Genomic DNA, 16,583 nt, shown 5'->3' on the forward strand with positions numbered 1-16,583 from the left:
CCTGGGCCCTGGCCGCGAGACGCGCCGGGGCCCAAATCATATCCGCCCTGTCCTTGTCCTTTAGCCTTGGGGCGCGCAGGCGCCGACGGCGGGCCTGTGCTTAAGAGATATCTGTTCGGCTTGAGGCGCCTTTGTCTGCGCCAGACCATAAACAACGCCCGCCCAGATGGCGAACACGGCCAGAACCTGCGGCAGGGTGATCTCTCGGCTTGCGGGGCGGGAAATGATCGGTGGCATGGCGCGGACTATCCCTTGGTTGCGCCGTTCGCGATAACGACTTATCCGTCGACCTTCTGTGAGGTTTCTTCACATGGCTCGACGGCAACTGCCTTCGTTGAACGCTTTACGCGCCTTCGAGGCGTTCGGCCGGCATGGCCGCATGACCCTGGCCGCCGACGAACTGTGCGTGACCCACGGGGCTGTCAGCCGCCAGATCCGGCAGCTTGAGGATCAACTGGGCGTGACCTTGACCGAGGGGCCGCGCTCGCGCCTTCGCCTGACGGCGGAGGGCTTGAAACTGGCTCAGGCGCTGTCGCCCGCCTTCGACCAGATCGAGGCGGCCGTGCCACGGCAGGTCCAGGCGGGGCCTAGGCCGCTGGTGGTGTCTTGCCTGCCTACCTTCGCGATGAAGTGGCTCATTCCGCGCCTGCCGCGCTTCCAGGCCGCGCACCCTGAGATTCCGGTTCGTGTGGCGGAGTCCAATGGACCGTTCGATTTCAGGGCCGATGGGATCGACCTGGCGATCCGCATGCGCTCGCCGGATACGGTGGTGACCTATGATGCGGTCGCGACGCCGTTCATGGAGCACTATCACGGGCCTGTCATGGCGCCGGAGTTGGCGAGCAGCCCGATGACCCTGGAGCAGGTCGTCGCCATGCCACGCCTGCTGACGCGGACGTTCGTCGAGAGTTGGTCCGACTGGGCCCGAAACGTCGAGCTCGATCACCTGCCGCCGGCGGTCAGCGAGCAGGAGTTCGACCACTATTTCTACATGATCGAGGCGGCGGCCGCGGGGCTGGGCGTGGCGATCGGGCCGTGGGCGTTCGTGCAACGTGATCTGGCCAGCGGCCGGCTGGTCGCGCCGCTGGGTTTTACCTCCGGCCGGGGGAAGATCGTGGCCGTCACACCGCCCGACGGCGCGACCGACGAGGCTCTACTCTTCCGCGATTGGCTGCTCGCGGAAGGAGCGTCCACACCTCTTCCGCCGGAAGCGGCTTGCGACTCTCGCGGCGGGCGCTAGTTTCGCGCGGATAAGCGCCCCGGGCGCCCCGCCATCAATGAGGTTCCCCCGTGGACGCCAACACCATCGCCAAGATCGAAAAGCACCTGAAGCGCACCTTCGGCAACCCGCACATTCAGGTGAAGGCGCGCCCGAAGCAGAAGGACTCGGCCGAGGTCGAAGTCGCCGGCGAGTTCATCGGCGTTGTCTTCCAGGATGAAGACGAGGACGGTTCGTTCATGTTCGAAATGGCGATCCTGGGCGAAGATCTGGACTAAGCCGAACTTGCCCGCGCCCTGTCGGTGATCGACGGGGCGCGCGGCCGTGTCGGGCGTTGATCCCCGCCCTTCACACCGCTTGAATGGGGCCATGACCTATCACGTGCTCGATCGCCCCGTCTGTTCGACCCTCTTGGGACGGCAAAGCCATCTAGCGATCCGGCGTGGCCGCGCCTTCAGGATGCATCCCGACTATGGCCTGTTCGCCGGGCTGGACGATGAAGGTCCCGAGGCGCTCGCGGATCTCGGTGCGTTGGTGCGCGAGCACGGGACGGTGGGCCTGATCGCGCCCGATGCGACGCCGCCGGTTCCCGGGGCGGAGGTAGTCTCCAACGCCGTCTGCCTGCAGATGGAGGCCGTCGAGGTCGCGCCCGCCTGGGATGTCGACTTCGAGATGCTGGACCTGGCCGACGCCGATGGGCCCGAGATGCTGGCCCTGGCCACCCTGACCAAGCCTGGGCCGTTCTTCTCGCGCACGCACCAGCTCGGCGCCTTCATTGGCGTTCGGCGGGCCGGAGAATTGATCGCCATGGCGGGCCAGCGCATGCGTCCGGACGGCTATACCGAGGCCAGCGGCGTCTGCGTTCATCCCGACCATCGCGGCAAGGGCTACGCCGCCCGCCTGCTCCGCGAGGTGACCGCCCGAATCCTGTCGCGCGGCGAAAAGGCCTTCCTGCACAGCTACACCGACAATGCGACGGCGATCCGGCTCTACGAGTCGCTGGGCTATCGCGGGCGGCGGGAGCTGACGTTTACAATTCTCACGGGCGCCTAGTAGGCCAGCCGGCCCTTCATCTCGTCGAAGGGGAGCATTACGGCCTGTCGATAGGCGGGGCGGTCCTGCAGGCGCGCGTACCACGCCTCGAGGTTAGGCGTTCTCGGCCGGTCGATCTCAAGGCTGTAGTAGCGATAGAGGTGCGTTCCGCAGGGAATATCGGCCAAGCTGAGGTTGTCGCCGCCGAGGAAGGGTCGCTCGGCTAGCAGCTTGTCGAGTAGCCCGAAATGCTCGGCGCAGGCGGCGAGGGCGGTTTGAATCGCCTCGTTGTCGCGCTGAGCCTCGGGCGTTCTATACCACCCCCAGAATACGCCCGTCAGGAAATCGCGCTGTAGGGTGGTTTGGGCCCAGTCCATCCAACCGTCGGTTTTGGCGCGATCGGCGGGCGATGCAGGCCACCATTCGGAGCCGCCGTATTGCGCGGCCAGATAGCGAAGAATGGCGTGGGATTCCCAGACGACAACGCCGCCGTCGTCAATGACGGGAACGCGTCCATGGGGGTTCATGGCGAGGAAGCTGGGGTCGTGAAGCCCGCCATGATCGCCGCCGGTGGGGAAATGCTGGTGGGAAAGACCAAGCTCTCCCACCAGCCAGAGCACCTTCTGAACGTTGAAGGAGGAGCGGCGGCCCCAGACCTTCAACATGATCGCTAAGCCCCCATCGCCTTGGCGCCGGCCTTGCGGGCCCAACGGTAAAGGCCGACGACCACGATCGCGGCGGCGGTCAGGGACAGGACCATTCCGACGTGCTCGGACGGCGCGAAGGGCAGGGCCAGCGGCTCGCCCTTGCCCGTGGAGACGATCAGCAGGGCCAAAGACACGTTGAACAGGCTCTCGCCGACGATGAAGCCCGAGGCGATCAGCACGCCCAGGCGCTTTGCGGCCTCGGCGGAGCGGTCCTTGGCGACGATCTTCTCAAACAGCCAGCCGGCGAGCGCGCCGACCACGACCGGGGCCGTGACCGAGCTCGGCAGGTAGATCGCCAGGCCCACGCCCAGCGGCGGCAGGCTCAGTCGCTCGTTGCTGGTCCTGCGCAGGATCGCATCGACCGCGACGAGCCCCAGGCCGATCAGAGCGCCGTAGCCCAGAAGTCCCCAGTCGAGGTTTCCGCCCAACACTCCCTTGGCCAGGGTCGAGATCAGTGTCGCCTGAGGCGCCGCCAGCGGCTCGTCGGCGATGGCTTGCAGGTTCGGCGCGCCGGCGAAGCCGTTCGAGCGGTTCAGGAGCTCCAGCACGAACGGAATGACCACCGAGCCCGACAGCACGCCGATGATCAGGCCGACCTGCTGCTTCCACGGCGTGGCGTCGACCAGTTGGCCGGTCTTCAGGTCCTGCAGGTTGTCATTGGCGACCACGGCGACGGCCAGGACGCAGGTGGTGACATAAAGGGCGAAGGCGATCAGGGCCTTGGTCACGTCGGGGCCGATGACGCCGCGACCGACCATGCCGACCATCAGCGAGGCGCCCAGAACGCTCAGGATGGCGATGCCCGAGACCGGGCTGTTGGACGATCCGATCAGGCCGGCCATGTAGCCACAGACCGCGGCGGCCAGGAGGCCCGCGAAGACCAGATAGCCGATGCCGATGGCGACCAGCGGCGTCGTCAGTTGAACGATCGGACCGCCCGCCAGGAAGTGGGCGAGGAACCAGCCGGCCGGCGCCAGCAGGAGCACCGAAACTAGGCCGACGATGCCGATCGGGATATCCTGCTCGACGCGGGGCAGGTCGCCGCCGCCGGTCTTGCGCGCCTGGGCGGCGGCGAATGCCGATTTCAGGCCGGCCGTGATCGGCCCGACCAGTTTGGCGAGCGTCCAGATCGCGGCCGCGCCGATGACGCCCGCGCCCAGGAAACGGACCTGGGTCTTCCAGACAGTCAGGGCGTGGGTGGCCGCGTCGGCGTCGGGCATCGGGGTCGCGACGGTGAGGATCGGCGTCAGGATGGCCCAGGCGATGAACAGGCCCGCGAACATGGCGATGCCGACCGTGATGCCCATCAGGTGTCCCGCGCCCATCAGGGCCAGCGAGCTGGAGGCGCCGATACCGGTTGCGCCCGACGCGGCGCCCAGTTTGAACTTGAAATAGCCGGCCACCTCTGCCGCGAACAGTTTTGCCGCGCCCAACGCGCCGAACAGCGCCGAGGCGATTGCCCCCATGCTGACGGCGGCCAGGCCCGCCTTGCCCTCGGCCGCACCCTCGCGCGAGCCGGTGCCGACCTTCAGCACCTCGGCGGCGGCGACGCCTTCGGGGTAGGGGAGGTTGGAGTTGGTCACCAGAGCCCGCCGTAGGGGGATGGTGTACATCACGCCCAGGATGCCGCCGACGGCGCAGGCGCCGAAGGTCGGCAGGAACGGCACATTGGCCCACCAGCCGATCATCAACAGGCCGGGCAGAACGAAGATCACCGACGACAGCGTGCCCGCCGCCGAGGCGATCGTCTGGACGATATTATTTTCCTGGATGGTCGAGGTCTTGAACGCCCGCAGCAGCGCCATTGAGATGACGGCGGCCGGGATCGAGGTGGCGAAGGTCAGGCCGACCTTCAGGCCCAGATAGACCTGGGCGGCGGTGAAGACCAGCGTGATCAGAATGCCGAGGAGGACCCCGCGAAGGGTGAGTTCCGTGCGCGGCGCGGTCGTATCGGCCATGAACATGTCCAACAAAAGATTAAGGCGGCCGGACCTTGCACGCCCGACCGCCTCAAACTCAAGTCTCGATTTTTGCGATCATCACGCGTGCGGTGACGATCATCGCTGCAAAACTCTAGCCGCGTGTGCGCCCGGCGCAGGTCATTTTCACCGAGTTCGCCAGCTGCTCGTCCTGCTCGATCACGGCCAGCTTGTAGGCGTTGACGCACTGGTTGGCGTTGATCAAGCCGGCGGCCTGCTGAGCGCGTCGCCATTGGTCAGGCGTGGTCTGGGCCTTCACCTGAGCGCGGATCGTTTGAACGTGGCGCCAAGCGTCGACCTCCAAGCTCCGAAACGGAGTCGGGCCAGGCGCAAGGTAGATCGGAGGATTGGGGGTGGCCTGGTTTGGCGCGGGCGACGGCGGCGGCTGCTGCTGCGCCGAAGCGGCCGAAACCGCACAAAGACCGAGGGCGAGCCCGGCCACGATCATCTTGCCGTTAAACATACCCCATCCTCCAATTAGTGTCCTGGAAGAGTTTCTCAACCTTTCGGCGATGTAAAGCCCAAACACGCGAAGGCCGCCTCAACCCCAAGATCAGGCGGCCTTCGTTTCTCGTCGTTCAGGCCTAGAGCACCCCGAGCATCTCGGCCACCAGCGGGTGGCGGACGATGTCGCGATCGGCGAGGCGGACAACGGCGATGTTGGAGACCGCGTCGAACTTGGCGGCCACCTCGGCCAGGCCCGAGATGCCGGGCAGCAGGTCGGACTGGTTCGGGTCGCCGGTGACCACCATGGTCGAGTGCCAGCCCAGGCGCGTCAGCAGCATCTTCAACTGCATGTAGGTGCAGTTCTGGGCCTCGTCGATCACCACGAAGGCGTTGTTCAGGGTGCGACCGCGCATGAAGCCGACCGGGGCGATCTCGATGGCGCCCTCGGCCATCAAGGCCCGCATGCGCTTGACCGACAGGCGATCGGTCAGGGCATCGTAGAGCGGGCGCAGATAGGGCGCCAGCTTGTCTTCCATGTCGCCCGGCAGATAGCCGATCGACTCGCCGGCCTCGACCGCGGGGCGCGAGAGCACGATGCGGCTGACGCGGCCGGCTTCCAGCGCCTCTACGGCCTTGGAGATGGCGATGTAGGTCTTGCCGGTGCCCGCTGGGCCCAGGGCCATGACGAGGTTCTTCTCGTCGATAGCTTCCATTAGCTGCGCCTGGCCGGGCGATTTGGGTTTTATGGTTTTTAGGTAGCTCTGGTCCCGGCTATCCCCTCTCGCGCCCCCCTCAGCAGGCAGAGGTGACCAGCCGCCGCGGTGATCGACCGGCAGGCGGCGCACCTTGGCGTCGTCATATTGGCCGGTCTCCTGCGCGCCTTCGCGCACCATCCGCTTCAGGGCTCGCTTGGTCATCAAAGCCTCCATTCAGACATGAAAAAAGGACGAGGCCTTAAGGCGTCGTCCTTGGCGGTGAGCTGGGTGATCACGAAGTCGCGTGCGCGGCGGGGCGGCTCGGGAGCGCTTCCGCTGTGGGAAGTCCCTGGAGACGGTGCTGTACGCCGAAACGCCAAGAGCCACACCTCGTCTTCGTCAGCGGGCGGATACGAGGCGCTTGTCCTCGGACCCGTTACGAAAGGAAAATGATTCCCACTGGAGGAATGTTCCCTCTCGAATCGCCCGACTACAATGGCGCATCATGGTTTCCGGGTCGTTAACCTGAAAATCGCGCGCAAGAAAACGAGGCATACGGATGACTGTCTATTCCCTAGGCGCCACGGCGCCGACGCTTCCCGCGGTAGGCGAATACTGGATCGCCCCGACCGCTAGCGTGATGGGGAACGTGATTCTTAAGAAGAACGCCAGTATTTGGTGGGGCGCGATCGCGCGGGGAGACAACGATCCCATTACGATCGGCGAGAACAGCAACGTCCAGGACGGCTCGGTTCTCCACACTGATCTTGGAGCTCCGCTGACCATCGGCGCGAACGTGACCATCGGTCACATGGTTATGCTGCACGGCTGCACGATCGGTGACGGATCGCTGATCGGGATTGGCTCGATCGTCCTCAACGGGGCCAAGATCGGGAAGAACTGTCTGATCGGCGCGGGCGCCCTTATCACCGAGGGCAAGGAAATCCCGGACAATTCCATGGTGATGGGCGCGCCCGGCAAGGTGGTCCGCGAGATCGGTGAACAGCACGCCACGATCCTGCAGGCCTCGGCCCTGCATTATGTCGAGAACTGGAAACGCTACGCGCGCGATCTGACGGTGATCGCCGAATAGACGTTGGGAGCGCCGCCCGCAGTTGGGGGGGCTGGGCGGCGCTCCCGCTCCTCGCGCTGGACACGTGCGCGCGAGAAGAGCGCGTCATGGACTGATCGGGTGTCGCCGCGATCTAACCATGCTCAGGTGAATTACGCGTATTGGCCACGCTTTCGTGCATAGGTGGTATATATAGGATTTCAGGTTGTGGGGAAATCGAAACTCGCCCTGTTGGCGCTGTGTGATCCTCAAGCGCCTTGCGCGCGGCTCAAAGCCAGACCAATCTCTGCCTTAACAATGATAACCTTCGAGGGAGGGCGTCCGGGCCATGGCCAGCGAGCGCTTTGATTACATCGTCATCGGCGGCGGTTCGGCCGGCTGCGTCCTGGCCGCGCGCCTGACCGAGGATCCGAACGTCAAGGTCCTGCTGCTTGAGGCCGGCGGCAAGAATAAGTCCATCCTGGTGAAGATGCCGGCCGGTGTCGGCCAGCTGATCAAGGACAAGGGCGAGCAGAACTGGGGCTTTTGGACCGAAGCCGAGCCGCATCTCGACAACCGCAAGCTTTGGTGGCCGCGCGGCAAGGGCCTGGGCGGAAGCTCGGCCATCAACGGCATGATCTATATTCGCGGTCACGCCCGCGACTATGACCAGTGGCGGCAGATGGGTCTGACCGGCTGGTCGTATTCGGAGGTCCTGCCCTATTTCAAGCGCTCGGAAACCCATCACGCGGGCGGCGACGCCTATCACGGCGACAAGGGTCCGCTGCATGTGTCGAAGGGCGAGTCCGACAGTCCTTTCTACAGCACGCTGATCGAGGCTGGCCGTCAGGCGGGCCACAAGACCACCAAGGACTTCAACGGCTATCAGCAGGAGGGCTTTGGCCCTTACGACCTGACCATCCGCGACGGCCAGCGCTGGAGCGCGGCCATGGCTTATCTGAGCCAAGCTTTGTCGCGTCCGAACCTCACCTGCGTGACCGAAGCTCGCACCACGCGGATCATCCTGGAAAAGCGCCGCGCCGTGGGCGTGGAGTACGTGGTCGGCAAGTCACGTGAGAAGAAGATCGCCCATGCCGACGCCGAGGTGCTGCTGAGCGCGGGCGCGGTGCAATCGCCGCAGATCCTGCAGCTGTCGGGTATCGGCGCGCCGGACGACCTGACGCCCCATGGCATCGCCGTGGCGCATGAGTCCAAGGGTGTCGGCGCGAACCTCCAGGACCATCTGGATGTCTGCGTTTCCTGGACCGCCAAGAACCTGAAGACCGCCTACTCGGCCAACAAGGGGCTGAACAAGCTAGGCGTCGGCATGAACTACATGTTCTTCGGCAAAGGACTGGGCCGGCAGCAGTTTTTGGAGAGCGGCGCGTTCCTGAAGTCGCGCCCGGATCTCGATCGCCCAGACCTGCAGATTCACGGCGTGCTGGCGATCATGCAGGACCACGGCAAGGTTGTCGTCGAGAAGGACGGCTTTACGCTGCACGTCTGCCAGTTGCGTCCGGAAAGCCGGGGCAAGGTGGGTTTGCGCTCGGCCGATCCGTTCGACGATCCGACGATCCTGGCCAATTATCTGTCGACGGACGAGGACAGGCGCGCGATCCGCGAGGGCGTGCGCATCGCCCGCGAGACCGTGGCACAGGCAGCCTTCGATCCCTATCGCGACGCCGAGTATGCGCCGGGCGCGGACGTGAAGTCGGACGCCGAGCTGGACGCCTGGATCCGGGCCAAGGCCGAGACGATCTACCACCCCGTCGGCACCTGCCGCATGGGCGTGGCGGGTGATCCGCTGGCGGTGGTCGACGATCAGCTCCGCGTTCAGGGTGTCCAGGGACTGCGGGTGATCGACGCTTCGGTCATGCCGACCCTGATTGGCGGCAATACCAACGCCCCGACCATCATGATCGCCGAGCGCGCCGCCGACCTGATCCGAGGCAAGGCGCCGGCCGCGCCGCTCGACGTGCCGGTCTATGAGGACGGGCGCGCGGTGGCGGCGGAGTAGGAGAGGCCTCATGCGACATCGCCCGCTGGGCCGTTCGGGCCTGTCGACCGCGCCGCTGATCTTTGGTGGCAACGTCTTTGGGTGGACCGCCGACGAGGCGATGTCGCATCGATTGCTTGACGCCTTCGTGGACGGCGGTTTCAACGCCATCGACACAGCGGATGTCTATTCGGCGTGGGTTACCGGCCACGCGGGCGGGGAATCCGAGAGTGTGATCGGCCGTTGGCTCGGGGCGTCGGGCAAACGCGACCGGGTTCTCATCCTGACGAAGGTGGCGATGTGGCCCAAGCGGCCCGGCCTCTCTGCGGCGAACATCGAAGCGGCCGTAGAGGAGTCACTGCGCCGTCTTCAGACTGACTATATCGATCTCTACCAGTCTCATCAGGACGACGCCGAAACGCCTCAGGAGGAGACGCTGCGCGCGTTCGATCGCCTGGTGCGAGCGGGCAAGGTGCGCGCTGTCGGCGCCTCGAATTTCTCGCCGACGCGTCTGAAGACCAGTCTCGAAGTTTCTCAGACGACCGGCCTGGCCCGCTACGAGACCATCCAGCCGAAGTTCAATCTGGTGGATCGCGAGCAGGTCGAGGGCGGGCTTGCGGAACTGGCCCGCGCCGAGGGCGTGGGGATCATACCCTACTACGGGCTCGCCGCAGGGTTCTTGAGCGGAAAGTACCGCAGCGCGGCCGACCTGGAAGGCCGGGCCCGAGGTCGGACCATCCTGCGCGACTACTGGAATGACAGAGGCCGCGCGGTGCTGACGGTGCTCGACAAGGCCGCCGAGGCTGTCGGGGCGTCGCAGGCCCAGGTCGCGCTGGCCTGGATCATGGCCCATCCGGCGATCACGGCGCCGATCGCCAGCGCTACGTCGATCGGACAGCTGCAAGAGCTGATGGGCGCGGCAAGGTTGGATTTGCCGAGCGATGTCGCGTCGACGCTGGACATGGTGGGACGCTAAGCGATCCGACGCCCATCCAGCGTGGCCAGACGAAGACGGGGCATGTCCTGGTTGCCTTCGCCGAGCGGCTTGATCTCCCGCAGGCCAAGCTCGTACGCAGGCCTGCCCATCAGGCGGGCCATCATCGCGATCGGCTGATAGAGACCCAGGAACCGGTCGGTCTCGCCGCTGGCGCCTTGCAGCGGCGCAAACAGAACCTCCATGCCGACCGACGGCACGCCATGGGCGCGGATGTCGGCGGTGACCACCACGGGCGTGCGGCGCTTGCGGGCGACATCCAGCGCGCTCTTCAGCTCCAGCCGATGGGCCAGGGCCCACAGCGAAAGAGCGTCCTGGCCGCGCAGGTCGCGGGCGTGAAGATCCGAGACGAAGCCCCCCGCCAGGCGGAAGGGCAGTTTGCCGCCTTCGCGACCCAGCACGAACACCTGCGGCAGCAACTCCAGAAAATCGCCCGGATTGATGTCGGCGCGGCGGGGCAGGGCGGATTCACCCTTTTTGTCGCGCCAATAGTCTATCAACCGTTCCGTGCTTGGATGGAACATCGTCGTCCCCTGGCGGGTCCTTCCGCGGCTGTTTTCGACCGCACAGGGCTTGCTGGGAGAACCGGGCCAAGGGCTCGACCGTCCCATTCTGGCGCAGATCCAGGCGGGACGGCCGGGCTCGGCCCGATTCTTGCTTAACCGGAAGCGGTACGACCCGAGGTGAAGGGAAACGCCGGATGAAGGCGCCGAAACTGAACATGCGTGCATGGACGATCGCTCTGGGGGCGATGCTCGGCGGCCTGCTGCTGGGCGGAGCGGCCTATGCCGGCTGCACCAACGCCTGCCCGCCGACCCCGCCGGCGTGCTGCAAGCCGCCCCCGCCGCCGCCGAAGCCCCCCGCGCCGCCGACCGGCTGCTGTGGCGGTGGTCACAACGTCAATATTCCGGGTGTGAACGTGAACATCGGCTCGACCGTGATCGTCAACGCCACCACCAACGCCTCGGCCGTCGCCAACGCGGGCGCGACCTCCGGCTCATCGTCCGGCGCCGGCTCGACCGCCGGCGGCGTCGTCAACTACTACGGCGGCGGCGGGCACGGCGGTTACTATTCGGGGCCGATGACCACCGGTTACATCCAGGGCCTGAATGTCGAGGGCGGCGAGGTCCGCCGGCGCCAGGCCTATGAGGCCACGCGCACCCGTACGCGCCGGGTCATCGTCCGCGCGGTTTGCCTGGACGACCGCGACGTGCCGCATCCGGCCTCGCAGGTCACGCCCGACCGCGACATCGACGACGCCTATGACGGCGAGCTCTATCGCTGCATCGCGGGCGCACGCTTGCAGTACGTAATCGCCGAATACGCAGGACAGATCGACATCTCCACCGGGGCACCCGGCCAGACCTTCATCTGCCGCAAGAACGAGGCGCTGTACTACGCCCGCGGCGCGGCGGCGGGGCAGGCCACGGTCTCGTGCCGTCCGCAATTGCCTGCGCGCGACTGTAACGAGCGCTCGCTGCTGCGCCGCTTTGGCGCCGGGGTGAAGATCCTGAGCATGCTGACTACCGAGACCTACACCGCCTATCGCGAGGAAACGGTGCAGGAACGCCAGTCGCTGTCGACCAGCTTCAGCCTGGATGGCGGGGTTGGCGGCGTCGTCTACTAACCGCCTGACGCTCCCAAGACATAGAAAGGCCCCGGTGCGAACCGGGGCCTTTTTCGTTCGCCTACTTGGCCGGAGCCGCAGTCTCGGGCTTCACCAGCAGAAGCCAGGATTTCTCGTCGGCGAGATAGGTCTGCGCGGCCTTTTGCACGTCCGCCGGGGTTACCCGCGACAGGCCCGCGATCACCGAGCGTGTGGCGTCCAGCAGGCGCGGATCGCGCTGCGCGCCAGAAAGCGCGCCGACCCAGTACTCGTTGGTGACACGAGCCTTTTCGATTGCGTCGATCCGAGGCTTCTTGGCGCGCTCCAGCTCGTCGGCGGAGATCGGCTTGTCGCGCAGGTCGGCGGCGATTTTGCGGATCGACGCCACCACGCCCTCCAGCTTCTCGGGCGGGACCTCCAGGCTGACGGCGAGATAGCCCCAGTCCTTGAAGACGACGCTGGCGGTCGCCGAGGCGTTCGGCGAGTAGGTGGCGCCTTGCTTCTCACGCAACTCGTCGGTCAGGCGAAGCTGCATCACCTGACCCAACACCGACACGTCACGCGATTTCTGCAGGTTTGAGAACAGGTCGTCGGTGCGCCAGGTCATGAACAGGGCGGCCTGGTCGGCGCGACCCTTGTGGGTGCGGACCACGGGCTGAGCGGACGGGGCGGGGAAGGGGGCGTTTTCCGCGCCGGGCAGCGGCGGATCGCCGGGGCGCGCGGGCAGAGCGCCGAAGGTGTCAGCCACCGCTGTGATCGCCTTGTCGACCGTGGTGTCGCCGACGATGACGACCTCAAGGTCGCCCTTGGCCAGCGGGTTGGCGACGGCGGCCTTCAGGTCGTCCAGAGAGGCGGCGGCGATCTGTTCACGCGAGGGGAAGGTCCAACGCTGGTCGCCCCCGTGCATCAGGCCGCCCAAGTCGCGGCCCAGAACGCCGCCGGTGGTGCTCTGCAGCTGGTCGTGCAGCGTGCCGTAGCTGGTCTTGATGCGGTTGAAGGCTTCGGGCCGCCAGCCGGGTTCGCTGGCGAACGCCGCCAGCACCTGCAGCTCGGTGGTCAGGTCTTCGGGGCGGGTTCGACCGTTCAGTGTGAAGGCGTCATCCTCGACGCCCAACTGGGCGTTCCAGATCTTGCCGGTCAGGACGCGTTCCATGTCCTGGGCGGTGATCTGCTTGAGGCCGCCCTCGATAAAGGCCGAGCCCGACCACAGCGGGCTCTGCTTGTCCGAGGGCATGTCGAGCAGGCCATGGCCGGCGCGGACCTTCACGATGACCTGGTCGTTGCGGAACTTGGTCGGCTTGACCGTCAGGCGCACGCCGTTCTCGAAGCGCACGAAGACGGCGTCCAAATCGGAGACGTCCTTCTGTTCGGCGACCTTGCCGGTCGGACCGAAGCTGGAATAAGGCCACACCGTCACGCCCGGCGCGGTGGGCGGGGTGACAGGCTGGGCCTTGAGGTCCTCGTAAGCCTTGAGGATCGTCGGTTCGCCGCCTTCGACAGCGGTCGGCGCGGCCAGGACGAGCAGCGGCCCAGAGCCGACGAAGGCGCTCTTAAGCACCGCGTTGACGCGTTCCGCCGTCAGACCCTTCACGATCAGATCGAACGCCGCGAGGTTCTGGCTGGGCGAGGTGACGACTTCGCCGTCGCCCAGCGTGCCGACCAACTGGTTGGCGAGCGCGGGCGTGCGCTGGGTGGCTTCGCCGGCCACAGCGGCGACCAGACCGGCGCGCAGGTTGGCGATCTCGCGATCCAGTTCGTCCTGGCGCACGCCGTACTGAACGGCGCGGCGCTGCTCGGCGTCGAGGGCGGTCATCGCCTCGCGCCAGCGGCCAGGCTGCGCCGTCGCGCCGAAGGTCGTGACCCGGACGGCGCCATACTGATCGCCCTTGAAGGCTCCGCCGGCGATGAAGGGCGGCTCCGCCGAGCGTCCCAGGGCCTGCAGTCGGCGGTTAAGCACCGCGAAGGCCAGGTTCTCCAGCGTGTCCCGCTCGTCGACCGCCTTGGTCTCCAGAAGGCCGTCGGGCTTGCGCGTCCAAGTCATCTGGATCGACCATGGGGCGCCCGCTTCGACGATCATCTTGGCCGTCGCGCCGCGCTTGGCGACCGGACCCACGTCGGGATCCTTGCCGTTCGCGCCCTTGCCGATCCAGTCGCCGAACTTGCCCTTGATCTTGGCTTCCATGGCGTCGACGTCGAAGTCGCCGACGGCGACCAGCACAGCGCGCTCGGGCCGATAATAGGCCTCGTAGAAGTCGCGGATTCGCTGGGCGGGCGCGGTCTTCAGCACCTCGGTCTTGCCGATCGGAATGCGTTTGGGCGGCAACTGGCCTTCCATCTGCGCCGACAGCGTCTTGATCGCGACGCGATAGCCGGGGGTGTCGCGCGTGCGCTCTTCCGACAGCACCACGCCGCGCTCGCGATCAACGGCTTCCGGTGCGATGGTCAGCTCGCCGGCCGCCTCGCGCAGCAGCATCAGCGAGGTGTCCACAGTGCCGTCGTCGGTCTTTGGCAGGTCGAGCTGGTAGATCGTCTCGTCAAAGCTGGTCGAGGCGTTGGTGTCGGCGCCGAAGGCCAGGCCGTGGCGCTCCAGGATCTTGATCATCTCGCCTTCGGGCACGTTCTTCGACCCGTTGAAGGCCATATGCTCCAGGAAGTGGGCGAGACCCTGCTGGTCGTCCGCCTCCATCATCGAGCCCGCGTCGAACCACAGGCGCAATGCGGCCTGGCCGGGCGGCGTGGCGTTCTTGCGGAGGGCGTAGCGCATGCCGTTCGGCAAGACGCCAAACCGCCAGGCCGGATCGGGTGCGACGTCGGAGATTTCCTGCGCCCATTGGCCCGGCTTCAGGTCGGCGACCTTGGGGCCGGCCAGCGCCGGCGCTTCCGAGATCTTGGGCGCTGACGACTCGCCCGTATCCCTCTTCAGAAGCGGAATCGAGGGCTTGGGGAGCTGGGAGCAGGCGGCCACCGAAAGGCCGGCGGCGGCGACAATCGCCAGGCGCGAAGCGCTGATCATCGAGAATCCAGGGCAGGAGAGAACAAGGGGCGCACCTTGGCTTTCCCGGATGGCGCACGCAAGGCGCGAGGTAGGCGGCTTTTAGCCCTGCCGCAGGTCAGGCGGCCGCGACGTCGCCCGTCTGGCGTCGCAGGCGCCAGAACCGGATCGTGCGGAGCGCCGAGTCCCGAGGCAGGTTGGCGTAGAGTTCGCCGTATGCCTTGGCCCGCATCATCACGTCGTCGGTCTGCTCCAGGATCAGCAGCGCGAAGGTCAGGAAGAGCGACCGATCAAAATCGGCGGCCTTGCAGATCACCGCCAGGGCGTCCATCTCGCGACGCTCTAGGATCTTGCGCGCCGTGTGGAAGTCCACATCGGCCAGTTCGGCCAGAGCCACGAGGAACAGAGTGGTCTTCCGATTTCGCAGCATGTTGGCGAGGACCTGCGGCGAAATCTGCACCTTGCCGCGAAGCGTGCGGAATTCGCGTTCGGCCTCCGCATAGTCTGCTGGGAGGGCCCCGTCCTGCGTCGCCACGCGCTTGCGGCCGGCGGTCAGGGCCGCTTCCAGCACCGCCGGGTCCATGCCGGCGTTCTTCTCCATGATCCGGTCGCGCAGGCGCGCCTCGACCACGAAGTACATTTCGTTCAGCAGGTCCACGGGCAGGCTTTGCCGGTCGACTACCGCCTCGTGCAGGGCGGGGTTGGCGGCGGCGCGGTCGACGACGGTCTCGTGCGCCTCGCGCGACAACACCGCGCCCTCGTTCCGCAGGAGGACGCCCAGGGTCTGGTCGTCACCGCGCGCGACGATGGCGTCCGACACCACGCTCGACACGCTGCTGCGCTGGGAGATGGCTCGCAGATGGTCCTGACCCTGGGTGCGGGCGACATGCAGCAGGTCGTCGTCAGTCAGGGCGCGGGAGTTGCGCAGGATCGGCGCAGCGACCGCGATGGAGTCGGCCGCCAGGGTCCGGGAGAGTCCGCGCGGCGGGGTGGCGGTTTCGCTGATCCGTTCCGCCAGCTCCGCCTTGACCGCCTCCTCCATGTCACCGGCCAACTGGCTGAGGACGTCGTCAAAGAGGCCCATCTCGACGCTGTTGTGGCCGTCGCCCTGGAAGAAGAGATCGGTGACGCCGCGCAGGAGTTCGCGGCGCTTGGCGCTCGACGGCTCGTTGGCCAGGGCGATGAGGTCGTGAATTCGCGACTGCATTAGAGATCGCCGTCCTTCTCGGCGCGTCCGGACCACTCGCCGCCCTCTTGAACGCCGGGCTTGGCCTCGTCCTCGGCCGGGGGCGGCGGCGGCGCGATCAGGACCATGCGCGATGGGCCGGCGGCGGGAATGGGGTCGGGGGTCATCCCGAACTGGCGTCCGACGGAATAGGTTCGCGCCCCCACTTGACCGGGCTGCATTGGCGGCGGGGCCATCGCGGTTTGCGTCGGCGGGACGGAGGCCACCGGCGTAGGCGCATCAAAGATGCTTTGGGGCAAGGCTGCCGCAGGGCGCGTGACCGGCGCGGGGGCGCTGGCCTGGATAGGCGTCGTCCGCTCCATGCGGGGCGGCGCGGCTTGAGACTGCCCCTGAGCCTGTTCACGGACCCACCAGGGTTGTGGCGCGCTGGCTTCGACCGCCTCGGTCACTGCGTCGCGCTTGCCCGTCCAACCCAAGGTGCGCGCGCCGTAGGTCGCGCCGTTATAGAGCGGGGCGCGGCTGTCCAGAGCGGCCGGCGCCCGCGCGGGCGCGGGGCCGTAGCGGTTCTCGCGCGCGCCTTCGGCTTGCGCGACGGTGGCGCAGGCCAGGGCGGCGATGAGAACAGCGAGGCGCATGACGGTCCGAGCGAAGCGATGGCAGCCTCGACCTCTAGCGCGCC

The 16,583-nt window shown here is 66.8% G+C and carries 16 protein-coding genes; 7 read left to right on the plus strand and 9 right to left on the minus strand.

Annotation, left to right across the window (positions count from 1 at the left end):
- Positions 1 to 310 precede the first annotated feature (310 nt).
- From CSW63_RS07430 to CSW63_RS07440, 3 genes are all read left to right on the plus strand, one after another.
- Positions 311 to 1,240 (plus strand): LysR substrate-binding domain-containing protein, encoded by a 930-nt coding sequence (locus CSW63_RS07430; protein ID WP_062093771.1) that lies wholly within the window; start codon positions 311 to 313, stop codon positions 1,238 to 1,240.
- 50 nt (positions 1,241 to 1,290) lie between these two features.
- On the plus strand, positions 1,291 to 1,497 hold the full coding sequence (locus CSW63_RS07435) for a DUF3126 family protein (protein WP_062093770.1): 207 nt from the start codon (positions 1,291 to 1,293) through the stop codon (positions 1,495 to 1,497).
- Between the two features lie 91 nt (positions 1,498 to 1,588).
- Positions 1,589 to 2,272, plus strand: a complete 684-nt coding sequence (locus CSW63_RS07440) for a GNAT family N-acetyltransferase (protein ID WP_062093769.1) — start codon at positions 1,589 to 1,591, stop codon at positions 2,270 to 2,272.
- On the opposite strand, the gene CSW63_RS07445 is transcribed toward CSW63_RS07440, so the two are convergent.
- The 5 genes from CSW63_RS07445 to CSW63_RS07465 form a co-directional block, all read right to left on the minus strand.
- A complete protein-coding gene (locus tag CSW63_RS07445; RefSeq protein WP_062093768.1) occupies positions 2,269 to 2,916 on the minus strand; it encodes a glutathione S-transferase family protein in 648 nt (215 codons plus the stop codon). The two genes, CSW63_RS07440 and CSW63_RS07445, sit on opposite strands and share 4 nt — an antisense overlap.
- 5 nt (positions 2,917 to 2,921) lie before the next feature.
- Positions 2,922 to 4,922, minus strand: coding sequence for an OPT family oligopeptide transporter (locus tag CSW63_RS07450; RefSeq protein WP_062093802.1), 2,001 nt, complete (start codon positions 4,920 to 4,922; stop codon positions 2,922 to 2,924).
- A gap of 109 nt (positions 4,923 to 5,031) precedes the next feature.
- A complete protein-coding gene (locus CSW63_RS07455) occupies positions 5,032 to 5,400 on the minus strand; it encodes a hypothetical protein (protein WP_062093767.1) in 369 nt (122 codons plus the stop codon).
- Between the two features lie 121 nt (positions 5,401 to 5,521).
- On the minus strand, positions 5,522 to 6,313 hold the full coding sequence (locus CSW63_RS07460; protein WP_082749626.1) for a PhoH family protein: 792 nt from the start codon (positions 6,311 to 6,313) through the stop codon (positions 5,522 to 5,524).
- Positions 6,301 to 6,459 (minus strand): hypothetical protein, encoded by a 159-nt coding sequence (locus tag CSW63_RS07465; protein WP_127846951.1) that lies wholly within the window; start codon positions 6,457 to 6,459, stop codon positions 6,301 to 6,303. Before CSW63_RS07465 ends, CSW63_RS07460 begins: the two co-directional genes overlap by 13 nt.
- A gap of 179 nt (positions 6,460 to 6,638) precedes the next feature.
- On the opposite strand from CSW63_RS07465, the gene CSW63_RS07470 reads away from it, so the two are divergent.
- From CSW63_RS07470 to CSW63_RS07480, 3 genes are all read left to right on the plus strand, one after another.
- A complete protein-coding gene (locus CSW63_RS07470) occupies positions 6,639 to 7,172 on the plus strand; it encodes a gamma carbonic anhydrase family protein (protein WP_062097877.1) in 534 nt (177 codons plus the stop codon).
- Between the two features lie 307 nt (positions 7,173 to 7,479).
- Positions 7,480 to 9,147, plus strand: coding sequence for a choline dehydrogenase (locus tag CSW63_RS07475; protein ID WP_062097878.1), 1,668 nt, complete (start codon positions 7,480 to 7,482; stop codon positions 9,145 to 9,147).
- Positions 9,148 to 9,157: 10 nt separating this feature from the next.
- Positions 9,158 to 10,102, plus strand: coding sequence for an aldo/keto reductase (locus tag CSW63_RS07480; RefSeq protein WP_062097879.1), 945 nt, complete (start codon positions 9,158 to 9,160; stop codon positions 10,100 to 10,102).
- Here the strand turns inward: CSW63_RS07480 and CSW63_RS07485 are convergent.
- On the minus strand, positions 10,099 to 10,644 hold the full coding sequence (locus CSW63_RS07485; protein ID WP_062097881.1) for a PAS domain-containing protein: 546 nt from the start codon (positions 10,642 to 10,644) through the stop codon (positions 10,099 to 10,101). The two genes, CSW63_RS07480 and CSW63_RS07485, sit on opposite strands and share 4 nt — an antisense overlap.
- A 176-nt stretch (positions 10,645 to 10,820) precedes the next feature.
- Between CSW63_RS07485 and CSW63_RS07490 the strand changes: the two genes are divergently transcribed.
- Positions 10,821 to 11,747, plus strand: coding sequence for a hypothetical protein (locus tag CSW63_RS07490; protein ID WP_099503844.1), 927 nt, complete (start codon positions 10,821 to 10,823; stop codon positions 11,745 to 11,747).
- A gap of 61 nt (positions 11,748 to 11,808) precedes the next feature.
- Here CSW63_RS07490 and CSW63_RS07495 read toward each other — a convergent pair whose 3' ends face one another.
- The 3 genes from CSW63_RS07495 to CSW63_RS07505 all read right to left on the minus strand — a co-directional run bounded on the left by CSW63_RS07495 (position 11,809) and on the right by CSW63_RS07505 (position 16,539).
- On the minus strand, positions 11,809 to 14,739 hold the full coding sequence (locus tag CSW63_RS07495; protein ID WP_062099584.1) for a pitrilysin family protein: 2,931 nt from the start codon (positions 14,737 to 14,739) through the stop codon (positions 11,809 to 11,811).
- Between the two features lie 97 nt (positions 14,740 to 14,836).
- Entirely contained in the window at positions 14,837 to 15,925 is a 1,089-nt protein-coding gene (locus tag CSW63_RS07500) for a DUF2336 domain-containing protein (protein ID WP_062099585.1), read from the minus strand.
- Positions 15,925 to 16,539: a hypothetical protein gene (locus CSW63_RS07505; protein WP_062099586.1), complete on the minus strand. Its 615-nt coding sequence runs from the start codon at positions 16,537 to 16,539 to the stop codon at positions 15,925 to 15,927. The genes CSW63_RS07500 and CSW63_RS07505 overlap by 1 nt, the downstream gene beginning before the upstream one ends.
- Between the last annotated feature and the right edge of the window lie 44 nt (positions 16,540 to 16,583).

Origin of the sequence: Caulobacter sp. FWC26, from assembly GCF_002742645.2 — a bacterium.
Taxonomy (GTDB): domain Bacteria; phylum Pseudomonadota; class Alphaproteobacteria; order Caulobacterales; family Caulobacteraceae; genus Caulobacter.